This is a genomic window from Pseudomonas sp. AF03-9 (genome assembly GCF_020515815.1).
In the GTDB taxonomy this organism is placed as follows: domain Bacteria; phylum Pseudomonadota; class Gammaproteobacteria; order Pseudomonadales; family Pseudomonadaceae; genus Aquipseudomonas.
The window spans coordinates 206,397-227,162 of the sequence record NZ_JAHPJF010000015.1 but is presented as its reverse complement, the minus strand read 5'-3'; the positions used below and the strand labels follow the sequence as shown (position 1 = coordinate 227,162).

Sequence of the window (20,766 nt, the reverse complement as noted above, 5' to 3'; positions counted from 1 at the left end):
AGTCAGGCCATCACGCGGCGTCTCTTCGTCGGTCGCAGTGAAGGTACCGGCGACGGTGCCCGCAGTGGCGGAGTTTTCTTCAAGGGTATTGGCAACGACTTCAATCACCGGCACATCGTTGTGCAGGTTGACGGTCGGTTGGTCGGAACCTGTGGAGTTCGCGCCCTGAGGGTCGGTAACGGTCAGGTCGATCTTCGGCAATTGGTTGCCAGCGTTAACGAAGTCCGCGCCTTTCTGGGTCAGCACAACGTTGTTGCCGGAGATAGCGTAGTAGCCGTCGGCGTTGCTGTTGCCGGTGAAGGAGATGGTCAGGCCATCACGCGGCGTCTCTTCGTCGGTTGCGGTGAAGGTACCGGCGACGGTGCCCGCTGTCGCGGTGTCTTCAACAATGGTGTTGGCCGTGACTTCAATCACCGGCACATCGTTTTGCAGGGTGACGGTTGGTTGGCCGGTAGCGGTGGTGCTGACGTTGTCAGCATCGGTAACGGTCAGGCCGATCTGCGGCAGTTGGTTGCCGGCGTTAACGAAGTCTGCACCCTTCTGGGTCAGGACGACGTTGTTGCCGTCGATGGCGTAGTAGCCATCTTTGTTGCTGTCACCGGTGAACGCGATTTTCAGCTGGTCAGCTGGCGTTTCTGCATCGCTGGCAACAAAGGTGCCCGCCACACTGCCGGCGACCGCGGTGTTTTCGACCAGGGTATTGCCCGTTACTTGAATCACTGGGGCATCGTTAACCGGCGTCACCGTCACGTTCAGCGTGCTGCTGGACCCGGTGTTGGTGGTGTAGCCAATCGTTGGCACCTCACCGTTGTAATCCTTGATCGGCGTAAAGGTGTACGCGCCATCCGTGCCAATCGTGATGCTGCCCACGCCTTCGATGTTGGCGGTTTGACCGGCGTTATAGGTATTGCCGCCCACCTGGAAGGTGGCCACGGTCAACACGTTGTCGATGTCGCTGTCGTTGCTCAGCACGTTGCCAGTGGCGAGGGTATCTTCGGCAATCGTGTTGGTATCGGGCTTCAATACGCTCGGATCATCCACGGCAACGACCGTCGAAGTGGCCGCCTGCGGATTGATCGCAAGGTTCTCGTAGTTACCGCCGGTCGCGCTGGTGATGGTGGCGCTGACAGTGAGGTCTTTGCCGTCGGCCAGGTTGGCAGGTGTGTCGACCGTGACCGTACCAGTGGTTTTACCGGCTTCGATGGTGATGGTCTTGTCGTTCGACAGCTTGATCACCACGTCGGTCTGCGCCGCGTTGGTCACGGTCGCGGTGTAGACGATCTGGCCGCCTTCATTCACCGAGGCGGTCGCGGTCAGGGTGACGGTGGTGGTGTCGATGGTGTCGGTGATCTGCGTAACAGCCGGCGCCGGGTCGGTGGTGATGATCAGGTTGCCGCCGCCGGAAGTGCCGGCGATGGTGGCGGAGATCGACGAGGCGTCCAGGTAAGGCGTGTCGTTACCGGCGAAGGTGACGTTCAGCGCGCCCGAGGTCTGGCCGGCGGCGATCACCACGGAGAGGCCGTTGGACAGGGTGACGGTCAGGTCGCTGGTCGGTGCCTGGGTGATGAATACGGTGTAAACGACGACGCCACCGGCTTCGGTGATGGTCGGCGTGGCGGTCAGAGTGATCGTGACGTTACGCGGGTCGACACCATTGTTGGTGGCACCGGTATCGAGGGCGGTGGTGGCGCTGGCGGCGTTCAGACCGTTCGTCGGATAGCCGATGGTCGGGTCAACCACGCCTGCGGTGGCTTCCAGCACGATAAAGCTGTGGCCGCCGCCCGCGGCGCCGTCTGCGCCTGCGGAGGTCGGGCCGGCGGCGGTGGCTTCGAGGTCTTGGGTCGGGTCGGCGCCGGCGGCGATGGCTTGCTGCAGTTCGGCAACGGACGGTGCGGCTTGGGCAGTGGCGGCGCTGAGGTCGGTGACCGAGTCAGGAGCGTTTGCGCTCCACTGAGTGTCACGCCCCAGGTCAATGGTGCGGCCGTCGGCCAGTTCCAGGGAGACAGCGCCCGATGCGCCGGTATCGACTTGCTCACCCGAGAGCAGGCGATCCCCTTCTACAAGCAGGCGACGAATCCCTTCCGGGGATACCGCGAACACTTGACCGACAATGCTTTTGACGACCGCAACGCTGCTCATAAAAGACTCTCCGTGTATTACCGTTCGAGGTATCCATCATGGAGACCGGCCTCATTACCTATGCCGATTCGATAGCTGGAGTACTTAACTGTGTGTGATAAATTTGGCGTCAATAATTTGTTGTTTAATTCAGCAAATTACTTTTCCGTCAAGGTATTGACCTATTTGGCGCCATCCTAAACAATCCGCCCAGTAATGTCACATTGATATTTAATCGGCACGCGACTTTCTGTTTGGACTACCAGGTTCCTATGACAAGCAGTCATTTCGGTTGCCAATTCCAATGCAATATTTCACGTCTGTTGCGTTTTTCAGGCAACCATCCCCGGGGAAGAATCAGAATGCGTTTGCACCTTTTTAAAGCTGTGCCGTTTGCTTTAGCCGCCAGTTTCGTCCAGGCCCAAACCCTGCCTGAAGCCATGCAAGATGCGGTGAAAAATCACCCGGAGATTCAGGCAGCTATTAATGCACGCATTGCTGCCGACTATCAGGTACGCGAAGCCCAGGGCGGCTACCTGCCTAAAGTCGACCTGTTGGGCGGCTATGGCCGTGAAAGCTCCGACAACACCACGACCCGCGCCAACAGCAACAGCCATGACTGGAAGAACCTGAACCGCGGCGAGTCGACCATTCGCCTGCAACAAAATTTGTTCCAGGGCTTTGGCACCATCAATGAAGTCGGCCGCCAACAAGCCACCGCCAACTCCCGTGGTTATGCGCTGCTCAACACCTCCGAGCGCACCGCGCTGACCGTTGCCCAGGTTTATCTGGATGTCTTGACCCGTCGCGAGATGGTGCAACTGGCAGAAGACAACCTGAAGAGCCACGAACGCATTTTTGACCAGATCAAACTGCGCACCAGCCGTGGCGTCGGAAGAATGGCGGACATGGACCAGGCCGAAGCCCGTCTGGCTCAAGCGCAAAACAACCTGATCACCGAGCAGACCAACCTGGCTGACGCAAACACCAACTTCCTCAGTGTTGTCGGCAAGGAACCGGACCAGCTTGAAAGGCCTACAGGCGTGGTGACCGAATTGCCGGCCAGCCTGGAAGAAGCACGCCGCCAGATGGTTGCCGACAGCCCGGTATTGCGCTCGGCCGAATCGGACATCGCCGCTGCGGAAAAGCAGTACGAAGCCGCCAAGTCGACCTTCTACCCACGTTTTGATGCGGTGCTGCAGCGTTCGGCCAACAACAACATCGGCGGCCAGGAAGGTCATGAAAATGGCTACTCCGCGATGCTGAACATGCAGTTCAACCTGTTCAACGGCGGCAGCGACAAGGCCAGCCTGCAATCGAAGGCGTCCCAGGCCAGCCAGGCACTGGACATCCGCAACAACGCCCTGCGCCAACTGAACGAAGAACTGGGCCTGGCGTGGAACGCCTACAACAACGCCACCCAGCAAGTGCCGATCGCGCAGCAGTATGTTGACCGCAGCACCAAAGTACGGACCTCGTACCAGCAGCAGTTCAGCCTCGGTGAGCGTACACTGCTCGACTTGCTCGACAGCGAGAACGAATTGTTCACCGCCCAGCAGCGCTTGGCACAGATCAAAAGCCTGCAAACTTACACGCAGTACCGTATCAAGGCCGACATGGGCCAACTGCTGAGAAGTCAGGGCGTGGTGGCTCCGATGGCATCAGTTGTGCAAAACGATATTAAACCGTCGGTAAACCTGCCAGGGATGAACTGATTCTTGACGGCGTTGAACCACAAAACCGCTTAAGAGAGAGTCAGCTTGGATCCTGAAATTGGTGTGGCGCAACTCAACCATGACCCGCGCACTCAGCACGACGACCCATTGCTAGATGGGTTGTTGGCTCTCTGCTCCCTGCATTACAAGCCCGCCAGCCGGGCCATGCTGACCACCGGCCTGCCTCTGGCAGGCCAACGCATGAGCGCCGATCTGCTGCCGCGTGCAGCAGCCCGGGCGGGTTTGCAGGGGCGGTTGCTACAGCGCAAGCTGGAGCAGATCCCGTCCATCGCCTTGCCGGCCTTGCTGCTATTAAAGGAAGGCCGCAGTGCGGTGCTGTTGGGTTGGGAGGGTGATACCGCCCGCCTGTTGCTCAGCGAAAGCGACGGCGGTGAGGTGCAGGTCAGCCGAGAAGTGCTGAGCCAGGATTACAGTGGTCGGGTGTTCTTCGCCCAGCCACAGCACAAATTTGACGTCACCAGCGGCACCCTGATTCCACGCGCACGCTCGTGGTTCAAAGACACCCTCAAACGTTCACGCTGGCTGTACGCCGACGCCATCGCCGCAAGCCTGGTGATCAACCTGATCGCCCTGGCCGCGCCGTTGTTCGTGATGAACGTGTATGACCGCGTCGTACCGAACCAGGCCACCGCCACCTTGTGGGTACTGGCCATCGGTATCTGCGGCGCCTACCTGTTCGACCTGCTGCTCAAGAGCATGCGCAGCCTGTGCCTGGACCTGGCGGGCAAGAAAACCGACTTGATCATCTCCGCGACGCTGTTCGAACGCATCGTCGGCATGTCGATGAAAATGCGCCCGGCGCGCGTCGGCAGCTATGCGTCCAACATCCACGAGTTCCAGGGGATGCGTGACTTCCTCACGTCCCTGACCCTCGCCAGCCTGATCGATTTGCCCTTTACCCTGATCATCCTCGCGGTGATCGCGCTGCTGGGCGGCCACCTGGTGTGGATTCCCATCGTCGCCTTCCCGCTGGCCCTGGGCATCGGGCACTTCCTGCAAAAACCGCTGACCGCGACACTTGAACGCACCATGGCCCTGGGCGCCGAGCGCCAGTCGAGCCTGATCGAAACCCTCGCCGGGCTGGATGCGGTGAAGGTCAACAACGCCGAAAGCGAGCGCCAGTACCAGTGGGAACAAACCATTGGCACCCTCAGCCGCCTGGAACTTCGGGTCAAGGTGCTGTCCGGCCTGGCGATGAACATCACGCTGCTGATCCAACAACTGGCCGGCGTGGCGATGATCATCTTTGGTGTGTACCAGATCATCGACGGCACCCTCAGCATGGGCGGCCTGGTGGCCTGCTACATGCTCAGCGGCCGTGCACTCGGCCCGCTGGCCCAGCTGTCGGGCCTGTTGACGCGCTACCAGCAAGCCAAGGTGACGATGGTCTCGGTGGACCAGATGATGGAGTTGCCGCAGGAACGCAACTTCGACGAACGCCCCCTCAGCCGTAAAACGCTGCAAGGCGCGATGACCTTCCGCGACGTCAATTTCACCTACCCGGACCAGCAGAACCAGGCCCTGCACGGGATCAACCTGAACGTTCGTCCCGGTGAAAAAATCGGCATCATCGGCCGCAGCGGCTCGGGCAAAAGCTCGCTAGCCAAGCTGCTGGTGGGCCTGTACCAGCCGGACTCCGGCTCGTTGCTGGTGGACGGCGTAGACATCCGCCAGATCGACGTCAGCGAATTGCGCCACAACATCGGCTACGTCGCCCAGGACATCCAGCTGCTGGCCGGTACCCTGCGTGACAACCTGGTCTCGGGTGCGCGCTACGTGGACGACGAAATGGTGCTGCAAGCCGCCGAACTGGCCGGCGTGCACGAGTTCGCCAGGCTGCACCCGCAAGGCTATGAGTTGCAGGTGGGCGAGCGCGGGCAGAACCTCTCCGGCGGTCAACGCCAGAACGTCGCCCTGGCCCGTGCGCTGCTGCTGAACCCACCGATCCTGCTGCTCGACGAACCGACCAGCGCCATGGACAACACTGGCGAAGAGCGCCTGAAACAGCGCTTGCAAGCCGTCATCGAAAACAAGACGGTGATTCTGGTCACCCACCGCGCCTCGCTGTTGAGCCTGGTGGATCGCCTGCTGGTGATCGACCGTGGCCAGATACTCGCGGACGGTCCAAAAGCGGCCGTTATGGAAGCGCTGAAAAAGGGGCAGATCAGTGTTGCTTAAGTCCGGCCCAGGCCGTTGGAAAGATGTGATCTTCCGCTACTTCAAGGGCAGCGCCTCGCTTGATGGCCAGCCCCTGCCCGAAGTCGAAAAAGCCCTGATCGACGACGCCCCGCGCATCGTTCGCCTGACCATCTGGGGCGTGATCGGCTTTTTCGTGTTCCTGCTGCTGTGGGCCCACTTCGCGATCATCGACGAAGTGACCAAGGGCGAAGGCAAGGCGATTCCGTCCTCGCGCATCCAGAAGATCCAGAACCTGGAGGGCGGCATCGTCGCCCAGATCTACGTGCACGAAGGCCAGATCGTCGAAGCCGGCGCGCCGCTGATCCGCCTGGACGACACGCGCTTTGCCTCCAACGTCGGCGAAACCGAAGCCGAACGCGTATCCATGGAGCTGCGTGTGGAACGTCTCAGCGCGGAAGTCGACGACCGCCCGCTGAAGATCACCGACGCCGCGCGCAAGGCCGTGCCCAATCAGGTGTCGAGCGAAGAATCGCTGTACGCCAGCCGCCGCCAGCAACTGGCCGATGAAGTGGGCGGGCTGCAACAACAGCTGCTGCAACGCCAGCAGGAGCTACGCGAGTTCAGCTCCAAGCAGGAACAGTACCGCAACAGCCTGAACCTGCTGCGCCAGGAAATCGGCATGTCCGAACCGCTGGTCGCACAGGGCGCAATTTCTCCGGTAGAAGTCCTGCGCCTCAAGCGCTCGGAAGTTGAAACCCGCGGCATGCTCGACGGCACCACCCTGGCCATCCCCCGTGCCCAGGCGGCGATCAACGAAGTGCAACGCAAAATCGACGAAACCCGCGGCAAATTCCGCAGCGAGGCCCTCGCCCAACTGAACGAAGCGCGCACCCTGCTGAGCAAGGCGCAAGCCACCTCCAAGGGCCTGGAAGACCGCGTCAGCCGCACCATGGTCACCTCGCCCGTGCGCGGCATCGTCAAGCAGATGCTGGTCAACACCGTCGGCGGCGTGATCCAGCCTGGCAGCGACATGGCCGAAGTGGTCCCGCTGGACGACACGATCCTGGTAGAAGCAAAAATCCGCCCGCAAGACATCGCCTTCCTGCACCCCGGCCAAGAAGCCATGATCAAATTCACCGCCTACGACTACACCATCTACGGCGGCCTCAAAGGCAAACTCGAACAGATCGGCGCCGACACCGTGATGGACGAAGAGAAGAAAAACACCTTCTACATCATCAAACTGCGCACCGACCGCAGCCACCTGGGCACGGACGAGAAGCCACTGCTGATCATCCCCGGCATGGTGGCCTCGGTGGACATCATCACCGGCAAGAAGAGCATCTTGAGCTACCTGCTCAAACCGATCATCAAGTCCCGGGCCGAGGCGATGCACGAGCGGTGATTGCGGGGAAATACCGGGTGACGATGGGAAAACTGGGGTTTTCGCAAAAATAGTCAGATTTCAGGGGTTTACAGAACCTTGGCAGTCGCTATAATCGTCGCCCAACACGCCGGTATAGCTCAGTTGGTAGAGCAACTGACTTGTAATCAGTAGGTCCCGGGTTCGACTCCTGGTGCCGGCACCATCCAAGGTTCCAGAGAAGGCTTTCAAAATCTCTGAAACCCCCGAAAAACCCGCCTTCTGGCGGGTTTTTTCGTTTTGGCGTTCCGTCGGATTCCGCCAAAATCTTATGGATACCAGTCGTTTTAAGGATAAAGATAGGGGTAAGGTCATTCGATAAAGGGAGGAGTACCCTTATGTCGCGCACCACTGCCCCGCTCTCTGATTCGGCTTGCCGCTCAGCCAAGCCCACCGACCGCGCCTACAAGCTTTTCGACGGCGACGGCCTCTACCTTCTAGTCCAACCCAATGGCCGTAAAGGCTGGCGTTTCAGGTATGTAAAACCTGATGGTCGTGAAGGACTGACCTCCTTCGGCAACTACCCCGTGGTCGGCCTCGCCGATGCGCGCAAGAAGCGCCTGGAGGTCAAGCGGATGCTGGCGGAAGGCATCGACCCCATCGAGTCCAAACACCAAGCTAAGACGCAAGCCACAATCCGAGGCCGAACCTTTGAGGACGCAGCCTTGGACTGGCACAAAGCGATGTCTGCCAAATGGGCTCCGGGCCATGCCAAGACGGTCCTGAGCCGCCTCAAAACCCATGTTTTTCCTCTAATCGGTGATCGCGCTATTGTCGACCTAGACACTCACGACTTGATGCAACCTCTGGAAGCAATCCAGAAGCGTGGCACGATTGACGTCGCGTTAAGGGTACAAAACTACCTGCAAAGCATCATGCGCGAGGCGAAACGTGCTCGACAGATCGCGGCAAACCCTGCCTCCGACCTTGAAGGTTTGATCAAAGCCCCGAGGGTAGTTCACCGCCCAGCTTTACCCTTATCGCGCCTGCCTGAATTGCAGGAGCGCATCGACACCTACAAAGGACGAACGCTGACTCGGCTGACAGTCATGCTCTCGCTACATGTGTTTGTCCGCTCCAGCGAACTGCGCTTCGCCCGCTGGAGCGAGTTCGACCTCAAGCGCGGCACCTGGGAGATACCGGACACTCGACCCGCGCTGGACGGAGTACCCTTTTCAACAAGAGGTACGAAGATGGCCGGGGACATCCACCTTGTACCCTTATCACCGCAAGCCGTAACCCTGCTTGAACAGATCCGTACCCTCACCGGCGAATTCGACCTGGTATTTGCAGGCGATGCCAACCCGTCGAAACCAATGTCTGAAAACACGGTGAACAGCGCGCTTCGAAATATGGGTTACGACACCAAAACCGAAATCTGTGGCCATGGCTTCCGCTCGATGGCATGTAGCGCACTGATTGAGTCAGGACTGTGGTCCGAGACCGCCATTGAAAGGCAGATGAGCCACAAAGAACGCAACAACGTCCGCGCCGCTTACATCCACAAGGCCGAATTCATCGAGGAGCGCAGGCTGATCATGAACTGGTGGAGCCGGTACCTGGAGGCCAACCGGCAGGAGCATGTCACTCCACACGAATTCGCCAACCAGACAGGAGCGAACGTCACTCGCCTAAAAGCAAAACGTGGCGCAACTGAGTAAGCGCTCGGTCCTCATATCTCAGCGATCCGCTTGTCCACGCGGGTCCATCCAAACAGGGCTGCAAAGCCGCCCTGCTTGGATGGACCTCACTTAAAAAATCTAAAGCCCACACAACTGTCTGTGGAAAACCACTGATTTCCACCGGTGGATAATTTCACCCACAGCCGCAGAACTCCCGAAAACTGGAGCCTTGACCCGAATTATCCACAGGAGTAGAAAAGATCGGGCAAAGCGCTGTCGTTGACAGCAACCCCAGGTAGCCAGAACCTTTAAGGCTACGCCACACGGTGGTGGTTCTCCCAAAGTGCGATTAGCGTCCGGCGGCTCGCACGGTCACAGCGATGTGATGGATGCCTACTTTTACCAGTGTGCCCACTGCGGCAACTCACCCCCTTTCATAGCTGCCCTGCAGCAACCTATCCGCTTGGCCATTCATTGCGCCAACCTGCGCCCGTCTCTTTCTTCCGGAAAGAGACGGGCGCTCCTACCGCTGCTGCAGCCCAACTCGTACAAGGCATTGCGGCATTTCCCCTCGTGACAATCGGCGTGACAAACACCGAAGTCACCAGCAACAGCGATGCTGATGATGGTGCCGCAGCCCAAGGAATTGACTGCACCTGACTGACAGTCAGGCATGCCCCGGTCATCGCATCACTGCTTTTACCTAACTCAGGATCTCGCGGCGTTGGTCTCGTCAGCCAGTGCAGCCTCCACCCGCCCACTTCCTTGGAAGTGTTCAGGAGGCCAGATCATGAGATGCCCAAGCTCCCGGTCGTAAAGAGCCGCCAGTCCCGCGTTAGTGGACAACCCTCACAGGTCGCAGGGGCCTTGATCCCTGATAACACTCAACATCCATGGCGGGATGACGTGGGGCGAGGACCGGAGAACGGCAGATGAGGTGACCGACATGGCATTGGTGGGTAGACGCGGTGGCCGCAATTTCGGCTACGGCAGACAACTGAGTTACGCAGGACCGCAGGCACTGAAAGATATGTTCGGCGGCGGTCATTACGGTACGGTCAAAGCGCACTGTGATCGCTGGCAGGCGTTCGTGAAGTGGTGCCGCTCCGAACAGGGACCCGGTATCAATGATGCGCGGCAAATTGATCGGAAGGTATTGGCAGACTATGCGGCGTATCTGCGCGAAGTGGTTGGACGCGGTGACCTCGCCGTCAGCACCGTACAAAATCGGCTATCCAGCGTTAACACAACCATGGCTGCGCTTCGCGGTGATCAATACGTGAAGTCGCCAAGTCCGAGCAAGGCGTTGGGTATGCAACGCACCGGAGTTCGCCAATCGGTTCCGCAAGGGCAGGACCGCGAACAGGTTAAGCAGATCGTCGATGCGCTTTGCACCTGTGATCAGAGACGGGCTGCAGCGATCGTTCTGTTGGCGCGAGCCACCGGCATGCGCTTGCGTGAGGCTATCCTAGCCGACTTGCCACGGCTTAGCCGTGAGGCCAACGACCTGGGCAGAATTAACATTCAGGATGGCGCCAAAGGTGGCCGCGCCGGCGCCTCGGCGCCACGCTGGATTACGGTGGACGACTATGTTCGAGGTGCACTTGGGTTTGCACGGCAGGCGTCGCCTTTCGGTAGCCGCAACCTGGTTGCGCCTGATGAAAGCTACGTGAACCTTCTGCAACAAGTCATCCGCCATGCGAGGGATACCCTGCACGCACACAAGCTCAAAGGCTTTCATGAGCTACGAGCGGCGTACGCATGTGAGCGCTATGAGCAGATCACCCAACACCGCGCGCCTCTCAACGGCGGTCGATGTTTTCAGCTAGATAGAAATCTTGATCATGAGGCCCGGAGACAAATCAGCTATGAGCTGGGGCACGGTCGGATCGACGTGGTCGCGGCCTACATTGGTGGGCGAGCATGAGTAAGCCATTCGATATGGAATTGTTTCTAGCAGGGGTGCTGACTGGGTCCCACGCTACACGGCAACGTCATTTGCGGCAGGCGCAGATCATCCAGGCTGCAATTGCAGAGCGCTGGCAGCGAGAAACACCTTGGGCTTGGCAAAGAAAAAATTTGGCTTGGTTTCTCGAACATCGCATGCGTCAACACAGCGACGCTACGCGATACTACTACTTGCTGACTGTCCGGCTGCTTGCTCGACGTTTAGAAACGTCATGGATTTTCAATCTCTAAAGCAGCGAATTAGTCAAGAGAAGAAGACCCATTGACCATCGCTAGACGTGGTGATGGCGCTGAGCTATCGTCGCTACATCTTCGGTGTATGCTATGTATTATTGCTCTTAGACCTAACCTCCCAGTTATATCATAGGGAAATCCATGACTGATTGTAAGCAGCAAGGTGATGATTTGAGCAAGGTTATAGAGCAAAAGATAAAAAATCAGTTTGAGGTAATCAAACGGATAGATGTTTACATTGGCACGACCAATACCAAGTGTACAATTATCATGTCTTACTGCGCGGCAGTAATTGCACTAATATTTGCTCTGCTTGGTAAGCTGGAAGTGGCAAATACAACTCAAATTATCGTGTGCATTGGTTTATTTGGTTGTTTTAGCTTGATTGCCGCTGTTACCTGTATGCTAATGGCATGCTTTACTATATTCCCTGTGACATTTAGTAGCCCTGAAAAAAACAGAGGAGAGTCACTAATTTTTTATGGCGATATAGCAGGCGCTAAAAGCGGTTCTGATGGTTATGCTAAACGAATCAACGAAGTCTCTGATGAAGACTATCTAAATGATTTGAGTGGCCAAGTATTTACTTTGGCAAAAATTGTCGATCGAAAATTTTGGCTCATACAAAAATTATCCGTTGTTCTGTGCGTTCATTTTTTGTGTGTCTCAGTATTTCTTGTAGCTTTTGTTATTAATGCTTTTTCGTAGAGGGATCTGTGTTGAAGAGAAGTATTTCAAGAGAATCTTTTGCCCGGATGTTGGATTCGGAAATAAAGAAGAGCAATAAAAAGAAGTCTTTCGCAATGGATGCTGCGCTGGGGCGCGCATCAATGGAAAGTTTGAATGAACATGTTGAAAAGTCACTAGCGACATCAGATGCTTTTGATCAGGAAGCAATTCAGCAGGATATTCGCACTTCGTTTAGAAGGGATGGAGTTAACCAAAGTAAAATTGGCACTCATCCTGACTTTGTGCATCTCGCGGAAACTGATGACCAGGAGAATCATTACATCTGTTCGCTTTTTCTAGATATAAAAAACTCAACAAGACTTACTTTTATATATGAGCTTCATGAAGTCGTAGCTATCAAGAATACGATTTTGAAAGCTGCAGCTGAAACCGTGCGAGCCATGGATGGGCATGTTCATCGGTTTATGGGAGACGCCTTGCTAGCCTTCTTTGGAGGTAAAGCACAGGATAAAGACGACAGCATAATTAATGCTATTAATTGCGTTTCAGTTCTTGAGTCCTTGATGACGGGAACCATCATTCCTGTTCTTGAGCAGAAATATTTTCAGAATCCCAAGGCAGATTATTTGGGTTTTCGCATTGGCTTGGACTACGGCTCTCACGATGACGTGTTGTGGGCGTCTTACGGATTTAGAGGAGTTTACGAAGTAACTCCAACATCCTTCTTTGTGGATGTTGCGGCGAAGCTTCAAGGTATCGCTGGCAAGAACAAGTCGATGCTTGGTCGAAGTATCATGGAAGAAATTGATCTTCCTGAGGATTATACAAAAATCAGAACTCGCACCCAAAAAAATAAAAACGGTGAGATAGAAACTATCCCCTTGCCGAATCTCCCTAAGTCATATACGGATCGAGAAGGACGGGTTCACACATACAAGGTAAGGGAGCTGGATCATGCTAAGTATAGAGATTTGCTTCCATTTGCAACTGAGCTAAAAGAATCGCATCCAAACTCGATGGTGGTGTCATGCCCTGGCATATCTTTTAAGTGCTTCATTGCAGATGGAAATACTTTGGTTGAGTATCCGTCGATTTCAAGAATGCTCAACAAAAACCTCAGTCTTAAATTCAAAGTTATATTTGATAAGTCGGTTCATGCTAGCCAAGACTTCCCCCTCGAGCTGAAGCTGACGAAGCGAAATCATGGTACAGAAGCTCAGCTGAAAGGGCAGCGAGGGACTTTCCCTATTACAAAAACTTCAGTTATTAAAGACAACAACTATTTGACAAGTTTCTTTAGGGCTAACCCTCAGATCCATACGGATTCGACAGCGTATCGCGGGTTGCATACCATGGAAGCTGTAGTAACTGATGCTAAGGGGGCTGTTATTTTTAAAGATATTATCGGAGTATATATCAGATAGCTTTTGAGCGGCCTTTTCCCAGATAGTGTTGTTATTAGATTTTGCTTGGTATGAGACCACGATCCAAGGCAGTTTTGACCGATAGTTTCCTACGCCAAGCTCAGCGTGGGGCAGCCTGCTGCCCCCGCAACCGTCCGGTTATTTAAGAAGGGTACGCTGTCATATATCGGCCATATGTTCAAAGTTCGTCTTATGCCGCGCATGTCAAACATCAGGCGACTGCCAAAGGATAGTTTTAGAGATAGACTGAAGTACAAGTTATAAAAAATCTATAAAAATCAGATAGTTATTACAGGCTTCGACTCCTGGTGCCGCACTCTATAAAACAAGAGCCCCTGCAGAAATGCAGGAGCTTTGTTGTTTCTAGGAATATGCCCGGGCATACGCACACTTTGGCTCACCACCCGTCACCACTTGGTACGAGGTCGTTGCCGTGTGTGAAATACCCCAAGGATCTGAAGACTATCACTGCGCACTCGGTAGGGAGTGAGGTAAGACCAATTGGGCACCGCCCATTCCCAGGTGTTCTTCACTCGACCTTCACGGCCCATCGTTGGGAATTGAGCCAGATTGTCTACGCTGGCGAAGATCGCGTCGGAGAAGTCGTCAGCAGCCTTGGGATTTTCAAGGGCTATGTAACTCGCTTCGTCTTCCAGGTTTTTGAGGGCTTTTTCAAGCCACTCAACCCGCATTCCTGCTCCAACGTCGTGCGCGCATCGCTGCAACCTGATCGTCGGTGGCGAATTTCCCTTGATCCGCCTCCTCTACTGCCAGTTGTATCTGCGCTGTGAGCGTCCGCTCATGCTCGATGTAGTCGCGAAGCACGTCCATTGCCAGATAGCTAACAGTTTGGCCATTCGTCTTGGCCAGATCGGAAAGCGAGTTCGAAAGGTCTTCCGGCAGGTTCAGGGAAATCCCGGTCATGGCAGCCTCGATGATGGTGAGCGTTTACTGGGCATCTTACACCTTCAATACTTTTCAAAATTAGCAGGTCGTCGCCGGATACTTCGGGATGTCTTTCGTTTTGTTGCTTCTGGACAAATGCCACTCCCTCCAAGCCCCTTGCCTAAACACTCCACCATCACAATAATGAGAGCCATTACCATTTACCCCACAATGGCCCACCCATGTCACCCCTCGATCACTCCGCACTTCATCAGCTCTACAGCGAACACAACAGTTGGCTCAAAGGCTGGTTGCGCGTGCGTCTGGGCAATGCGGCGGATGCGTCTGACTTGGCGCAGGACACCTTCATACGCGTCATGACGGCCCGCAACGCGGAGCCGATCCGTGAGCCGCGGGGCTATCTGAGTGCGATTGCGCGCTCGTTATTGATCGATAAGTCCCGCCGGCGGGCGATCGAGCAGGCGTATCTGTTTGCGTTGGCGCAACAACCGGAACCGGTGGCCGTGTCGCCCGAGGTGCGATTGTCGATCATTGAGATGTTGTTGGCGGTCGACAGTTTGCTCGACGAGTTGGGCCCGCGTACACGCAACATTTTCCTTGCGGTGCAGCTGGAAGGGTTGAGTTATGTCGCGGTCGCCGAGCGGTTCGGGGTATCGGTGACGACGGTGAAGAATCATTTGATTCGTGCCATGACCCAATGCCTGTTGCTGGTCGAACCCTGATGGCTACGCCGCTGGATCTGAAGACGCTGGAAGCCGCCGCCACCTGGTACGTGCAATTGAATGACGGCGCGCCGGACGAAGCCCGCACCCTCGCCTGGCAGTCGTGGTTGCACGCCAGCCCGCAACATGCGGCGGCGTGGGCACGGGTGGAGGCCCTGCAACAGCAGTGGTCACGCATGCCGCAGCGGGCGGCGCTTTCCGGGTTGGGGGCGGCGCAACAGCAGCGGCGTGACGTGTTGAAGATCCTCGGCATGCTGATGGCAGTCGGCGCCGGTTCATGGCTGGCGGTGGAGCAGGTGCCGTATCGCTCGATGCTCGCCAGCCAGCGCACCGGGGCCGGTGAGCGGCGCTCGCTGCAGCTGGACGATGGCACGCGGTTAGAGATGAATGTCGATACGGCGCTGGATATTCAGTTCGACGCCCATCAACGCCTGATCACGCTGTACCAGGGCGAAATCTTCGTGCAAACCGCCAAGGACCCGGCGCAGCGCCCGTTCAGTGTGAGCACCCGCGATGGCAACGTGCGCGCCCTTGGTACGCAGTTCAGCGTTCGCCAGTGGGGCGATCACAGTCAAGTCGGCGTCTTGCAGGCCGCTGTCGAAGTCCTTCCGCACAGTAGTCACGCGCAACCGCTGAAGCTGGAAGCAAACCAGCAGGTCAGCTTCGACCACAACGCCATCGGCCGCCCTCGCCCCTTGCCGCAGGGCTCGACCGCGTGGGTCCAGGGCATGCTGAGCGTGGACGACTGGCGCCTGGGGGATTTCATCACGCAGTTGAACCGCTACCGTCCCGGCGTTTTGCGCTGTGCGCCTGAGGTAAAGAACCTCAGTATTTCTGGCGCCTTTCGGATTGATGATACCGACACAGTCCTACAAAACCTCGGCAAATCCCTACCCGTGAAAGTGACGTACCTGACGCGCTACTGGGTCAACGTCGAAGCGCTGTAAATAAAGCGGCGAGCAGCCTTGCTGATTTCGATTCTCATCCGTCAATGACACAAGCCGCGCACACAGCGGCTCTCTGCCAAGACTACGCAAGGACAATCGAATGCTCCCGCTTCCGCTTACCGCCAAGACGGCAATGGCCCGTGCCGTGCGCCTGGCGCTCTTTGGCTTGACCCTTGCCAGCCTTCCCGCACTGGCGCTGAAATCGACTGCCGCACACGCCCAAAGCCAAGCCACATACGAGATTGCGCCGGGCTCGCTGGGCAACGCCCTGAGCCAATTTGGCGTGCAAGCGGGGGTGACGATTTCGTTCGATACCCAACAGACGCGCAACCTCACCAGCGCAGGGCTCAAAGGTTCGTTCACCGTAGAAGAGGGTCTCGCACGCTTGCTGGCCAACAGCGGGCTGACCGCGCAACGCCAGAGCAACGGCGGATATGTGCTAGTCGCGAACACCAGTGAAACCACCCTGCAACTGCGCGCCACCGAAGTCACCACCAACCAGCTCGGCACCGTGACCGAAGGCAGCGGCTCCTACACCCCGGGCACCATCGCCACCGCAACCAAATTGGTGCTCACGCCAAGGGAGACGCCACAGTCGATCTCCGTGGTGACCCGCCAGGCCATGGATGACTTCAATCTCAAGTCCCTCGACGACGTGATGCGCCACACACCAGGCATCACGGTCGCGGCTTACGACAGTGAACGCACGTCCTACTACTCCCGTGGCTTTGCCATCCGCAACTTTCAGTACGACGGCATTCCGATCCTGCAGGATGCGCAGTACTCCTCCGGCCACACCCTCACCGATACGGTGATCTACGACCGCGTCGAGATTCTCAAGGGCGCCACCGGCCTGCTCACCGGCGCTGGTGGCCTGGGTGGCACGATCAATATGGTGCGCAAGAAACCTACCTCCGAATTCAAAGGCTATATCGACCTGGGCGCAGGCACCTGGGACAACTATCGCTCGGAAGTCGATGTCAGCGGCCCGCTGACCGAGTCGGGCAACGTCCGTGGACGTGCGGTCGCGGCCTATCAGGACAAACACTCGTTCCTCGACCATTACCAGCGCCAGACCGCCGTGTACTACGGCATCCTGGAGTTCGACCTGTCGCCCGACACGCTACTGACCGTCGGCGCCGACTACCAGGACAGCAACCCGCAGGGCTCCAGCTGGTCCGGCTCGGCCGCGCTGTACGATTCGGCGGGCAACCGCATCAACACGCCGCGTTCATTCAACAACGGCGCCAAGTTCAGCGAGTGGGCGCAGTACACCCGAACCGGCTTCGCCACACTCGAACACGAATTCGCCAACGGCTGGGTAGGCAAGGCCCAATACAACCACCAGATCAACGGCTACGACGCACCGCTGTCCGCCCTGCTGAGTCCGAACGCAACCACCGGCAAAGCCAAGCTGCTGACCCGCGCCTACTACGGTGAAACCACCAGCGACACCGGCGATCTGTACGCCACCGGCCCGTTCAGCCTGTTTGGCCGCGAACATGAACTGGTGGTCGGCACCTCGGTGTCGCGCTCGCGCTGGACCGGCAAAGACTACACCGCCGCCGTCTACGCCAACGGCAACAGCCACGACTATTTCCCCTGGGATGGCGACGCCGAAGAACCCGGCCGTGGCCCGATGACTAATTACAACGACGAAACCACCCGCCAGAGCGCCGGTTACGTCACCGCCCGCTTCAACGTCACGGACGCCATGCACCTGATGCTCGGCACCCGGGTCAACAACTTCGAAGTCACCGGCACCAGCCAGGTCAAGGACACCGGCAAGGTCGTGCCCTACGCCGGTCTCACCTACGACCTCAACGACAACCTGTCGGCATACGCCAGCTACACCGAGATCTACCTGCCGCAACGCGAATACCGCGACCTCAATAACAAACCGGTCGAGCCGGATGAAGGCCAGAACTACGAGATCGGGCTCAAGGGCGCATTCTTCGACGGCCGCCTGAACGCCAGCCTCGCCTACTTTGAAATCCACGAGGACAACCGTGCGGTCACCGACGACAGCTACGTCGCCGGCACCATTCCCGGGCTGGACGGCGCTTATAAAGGCGTGGAATCCAAGACCAAGGGCTACGAAGCGGAAATCTCCGGCGAGCTGGCACCCGGCTGGCAATTGCAGGCGGGGTACACCCACAAAGTCATGCGCGACAAACAGGGTGAGAAGCTGTCCACCTGGGAGCCGGAAGACCAGTTCAACCTCTACACCAGCTACAAGCTGACCGGCGCGCTGGACAAACTCACCCTGGGCAGCGGCGTGCGCTGGCAAGGCACGGGCTGGAAGCTGTTGACCAACAACTACACCACCGGCACCCAGGACAATTTCTCTCAGGACCCGCTGTGGCTGGTGGACCTGATGGCCCGCTACCAGATCACCGACAACGTCTCGGCGACGCTCAACGTCAACAACGTGTTCGACAAGACCTACTACACCAACATCGGCTTCTATAACTCGGCCTACTACGGCGACCCGCGCAACGTGATGCTCAGCACCCGCTGGAATTTCTGATCGCGGCACCTGAACGCCTCGGCCGCTGATCAGCCGAGGCGTTTTGCATCACATCACGGCAAATTTTGGCCTCCCGCCCGCGCGTTTTTCGGTATAACCCAAATTTAACGCGTCGCGAACGGACTCCCATGAACGCCCTGAAACTCATCTTTCTGCTGGTCATTTTCCCGCTGCTGCTGGCCGCCCTCGGCGGCTGGGAGTTGCAGCGGGCTGACCGCGCCACAACGGCGATGATCGACCAGCACATCAGTACCGACCTCTACAAACAAACCCTGCAAGCCGTGGCGGCCAGGCAACCCGAGGCCGATGTCGCGCCGCCGGAAGGCATGATCACCGTCCAGGCCGCCCTCGCGCGTCTGGAGAAGGTCGAAGCCGAGTTTCCCACCGCCCACCGCATCAACCGCGTCTTGCGCGCACTGGCCCCCTGGGTGATCGGCCTCGGGCTGCTCGCGACGTTGATCGGCCTGGCCGCACTCGCTGGTACGCATTGGGCCGGGCGCCGCGCGCAGCAGTCCCGCGAACAGTTGCTGCGCGTGTTCAGCCTGGGCAGCCGCCTGTTGCCCTACGTGTTGGTGAGTCATGTGGTGGCAATGGCCGCGACGGTAGCGCTGGTGCTGGTCTTCGAGGGGCTGGCGCTGTGGCATGTGGGCAAGCTCGGCAGCGGCGTAATGAAGCTGATGGGCATGCTGGGAATGGTCGCGGCGTTGTGCCTGTATTCGATCTGGCTGCTGCTCAAGCAATTGCGCCCGATGCTGGCGATGTTCGAGCCCACGCCGCTGGAGATGTTTGGCCAGCGCGTGACGCCCGAGCAGGCGCCGGGGTTGTGGCGCCATGTCGATGAGTTGGCCGCCAGGTTGGGTGCATTGCCACCGGAGCATATCGTGGCGAGCCTGACCCAGGACTTTTACGTGACCTCCAGCGCAGCCCTGGTGATGCCCGCCGAAACCCTCTTGCACGGCCGCACCCTGCATGTCCCGCTGCTGTACCTGGGGCTGCTGGACCGTGAAGAAATCGGCGCGGTGATCGGGCACGAACTGGCGCACTTTGCCGGTGAAGACACCGAGTACAGCCTGCGTTTTTTGCCGATCTACGATGGGGTCAGCCGCAGCCTTGGCGCATTGGCTGACACGATACTGGCCAGCGATCCGCTCCAGGGTCGCCTGATGCGCCCGTCGTTCATGCTTGGCGTGTTTTTCATGGAGCGTTTCGACCACGCCGTAAACCATTGGCGCCGCGAGCGCGAGTTGCTTGCCGACGCCGCCGGCGCGCGGCTGGTGGGCAGTGCCGCCATGGCATCGGCGTTGTTGCGGGTGTCGGTGTTGCACGTGGCGCTGGACGATACCTTGATGGACAAGGGCGCAAACGCCGCTGAACGCGATCTGCCAAACGCCGTCCTCATGGCGCTGCAAGTCATGGAGTTGCAACTGCCACCCGAGGCATTGGAGAGCCAGCAGCCGCACCCCACCGATACCCACCCGTCCAATGGCGAGCGCCTGCAGGCATTGCAAGTGACCGTCGATGACAGCGTGCGCAGCGCCACACGTGCCGTGGATGCAGGGGCAGCCAACACACAGATCGACGCGTGCTTCAGCGCGCCGCAGGCCCTGCGTGAAGCCCTGTCCCGCGACCTGACCGCCGTGATGGTGTCTGAAGAGTTGGCACATATGCAGTTGCTGGAAACCATGGTGGACTCGGTCGAGGGCGAACGGACCTTCCATGAAGGCGGTCGCTGGCGCGGCGCGCTGATGGCGCTGGCGTCGACACCTTTTGTACTCGCCGGGTTGTTCGCCATCAGCCGTCCCTGGCTCGCCCCGGAACGCTTGAAGGGCACGCCGCTGTCGGCGCTTGGCGCAGGTGCGTGCCTCAGTCTGATCGGGCTGGCCCTGCTGTGGCTGGGCATCCGCCGCTTCAAGCGTGCACCCCAGACTGCGTTGCGCCTGACGCCGGAACATTTTGTGTTCAACAACCTCGCGCAACTGCTGCCGATCGAGCATATCGACGAGGTCAGCTTGCAGTTCGTCCAGGGCATCTGGGTAACCGTGCAGCTCACACCCGAAGCGCCGCTGCCGGCAACGCGCAAAACCGCGTTCGGCGTACCCGGCGCACGGGTCAACAGGAAGAAGCGCCAGGTGCTGCTGCACATGGCGCAGCTGTGTGTCGACAATAAGAAGATCGAACCCTATGAAGGGCTGTCGATGATGCTCAACTACAAAAACGCGGCACTGGCGCGCAGGATCTTGCAACAGCGCGAGGACTGATCCGGCGGCATAAAAAAACCCCGAACCAGTCGGGGTTTTTTATCGCCTT

15 protein-coding genes and 1 tRNA gene are annotated in these 20,766 nt (G+C 58.0%); 13 read left to right on the top strand and 3 right to left on the bottom strand.

The annotated features are described in order from the left end of the window. Window positions 1-2,139, bottom strand: a 2,139-nt coding sequence (locus LIY36_RS19915) for a retention module-containing protein (protein WP_226456770.1), incomplete at its 3' end; no start/stop codon positions are given. Window positions 2,140-2,480: 341 nt separating this feature from the next. On the opposite strand from LIY36_RS19915, the gene LIY36_RS19910 reads away from it, so the two are divergent. The 9 genes from LIY36_RS19910 to LIY36_RS19870 all read left to right on the top strand — a co-directional run bounded on the left by LIY36_RS19910 (window position 2,481) and on the right by LIY36_RS19870 (window position 13,354). Beyond that, the gene (locus LIY36_RS19910; protein WP_226456768.1) at window positions 2,481-3,833 is read left to right on the top strand and encodes a TolC family outer membrane protein; all 1,353 of its coding nucleotides are present in this window, start codon (window positions 2,481-2,483) and stop codon (window positions 3,831-3,833) included. A 45-nt stretch (window positions 3,834-3,878) separates the two neighbouring features. Continuing rightward, window positions 3,879-6,032 (top strand): type I secretion system permease/ATPase, encoded by a 2,154-nt coding sequence (locus tag LIY36_RS19905; RefSeq protein WP_192298430.1) that lies wholly within the window; start codon window positions 3,879-3,881, stop codon window positions 6,030-6,032. After that, window positions 6,022-7,398: an HlyD family type I secretion periplasmic adaptor subunit gene (locus tag LIY36_RS19900; protein ID WP_226456766.1), complete on the top strand. Its 1,377-nt coding sequence runs from the start codon at window positions 6,022-6,024 to the stop codon at window positions 7,396-7,398. Before LIY36_RS19905 ends, LIY36_RS19900 begins: the two co-directional genes overlap by 11 nt. A 108-nt stretch (window positions 7,399-7,506) precedes the next feature. Then, window positions 7,507-7,582: transfer RNA gene (locus LIY36_RS19895), tRNA-Thr, on the top strand. 172 nt (window positions 7,583-7,754) lie between these two features. After that, on the top strand, window positions 7,755-9,077 hold the full coding sequence (locus LIY36_RS19890) for a tyrosine-type recombinase/integrase (protein ID WP_226456765.1): 1,323 nt from the start codon (window positions 7,755-7,757) through the stop codon (window positions 9,075-9,077). Window positions 9,078-9,984: 907 nt separating this feature from the next. Beyond that, the gene (locus LIY36_RS19885; protein ID WP_226456763.1) at window positions 9,985-10,965 is read left to right on the top strand and encodes an integrase domain-containing protein; all 981 of its coding nucleotides are present in this window, start codon (window positions 9,985-9,987) and stop codon (window positions 10,963-10,965) included. Continuing rightward, window positions 10,962-11,237 carry a hypothetical protein gene (locus tag LIY36_RS19880; RefSeq protein ID WP_081883312.1) on the top strand — a complete coding sequence of 92 codons (276 nt, stop codon included), beginning with the start codon at window positions 10,962-10,964 and terminating at the stop codon, window positions 11,235-11,237. Before LIY36_RS19885 ends, LIY36_RS19880 begins: the two co-directional genes overlap by 4 nt. A gap of 144 nt (window positions 11,238-11,381) precedes the next feature. Then, a complete protein-coding gene (locus LIY36_RS19875) occupies window positions 11,382-11,948 on the top strand; it encodes a Pycsar system effector family protein (RefSeq protein WP_226456762.1) in 567 nt (188 codons plus the stop codon). A gap of 11 nt (window positions 11,949-11,959) precedes the next feature. Further along, on the top strand, window positions 11,960-13,354 hold the full coding sequence (locus tag LIY36_RS19870) for an adenylate/guanylate cyclase domain-containing protein (protein ID WP_226456761.1): 1,395 nt from the start codon (window positions 11,960-11,962) through the stop codon (window positions 13,352-13,354). A 407-nt stretch (window positions 13,355-13,761) separates the two neighbouring features. On the opposite strand, the gene LIY36_RS19865 is transcribed toward LIY36_RS19870, so the two are convergent. Together LIY36_RS19865 and LIY36_RS19860 are read right to left on the bottom strand one after the other, a co-directional pair. Next, window positions 13,762-14,046 (bottom strand): type II toxin-antitoxin system RelE/ParE family toxin, encoded by a 285-nt coding sequence (locus LIY36_RS19865; RefSeq protein WP_226456760.1) that lies wholly within the window; start codon window positions 14,044-14,046, stop codon window positions 13,762-13,764. Beyond that, on the bottom strand, window positions 14,036-14,278 hold the full coding sequence (locus LIY36_RS19860; RefSeq protein ID WP_226456759.1) for a CopG family ribbon-helix-helix protein: 243 nt from the start codon (window positions 14,276-14,278) through the stop codon (window positions 14,036-14,038). The genes LIY36_RS19865 and LIY36_RS19860 overlap by 11 nt, the downstream gene beginning before the upstream one ends. Window positions 14,279-14,481: 203 nt before the next feature. Here LIY36_RS19860 and LIY36_RS19855 point away from each other — a divergent pair, with 203 nt between their 5' ends. The 4 genes from LIY36_RS19855 (at window position 14,482) to LIY36_RS19840 (ending at window position 20,717) form a co-directional block, all read left to right on the top strand. Continuing rightward, on the top strand, window positions 14,482-14,982 hold the full coding sequence (locus LIY36_RS19855) for a sigma-70 family RNA polymerase sigma factor (protein WP_226456757.1): 501 nt from the start codon (window positions 14,482-14,484) through the stop codon (window positions 14,980-14,982). Then, complete coding sequence (locus LIY36_RS19850) at window positions 14,982-15,929, top strand: FecR domain-containing protein (RefSeq protein WP_226456755.1); 948 nt, start codon at window positions 14,982-14,984, stop codon at window positions 15,927-15,929. Before LIY36_RS19855 ends, LIY36_RS19850 begins: the two co-directional genes overlap by 1 nt. A 100-nt stretch (window positions 15,930-16,029) precedes the next feature. Further along, on the top strand, window positions 16,030-18,459 hold the full coding sequence (locus LIY36_RS19845) for a TonB-dependent siderophore receptor (RefSeq protein ID WP_226456753.1): 2,430 nt from the start codon (window positions 16,030-16,032) through the stop codon (window positions 18,457-18,459). Window positions 18,460-18,587: 128 nt separating this feature from the next. Next, the gene (locus tag LIY36_RS19840; RefSeq protein WP_226456751.1) at window positions 18,588-20,717 is read left to right on the top strand and encodes a M48 family metallopeptidase; all 2,130 of its coding nucleotides are present in this window, start codon (window positions 18,588-18,590) and stop codon (window positions 20,715-20,717) included. Window positions 20,718-20,766 lie beyond the last annotated feature (49 nt).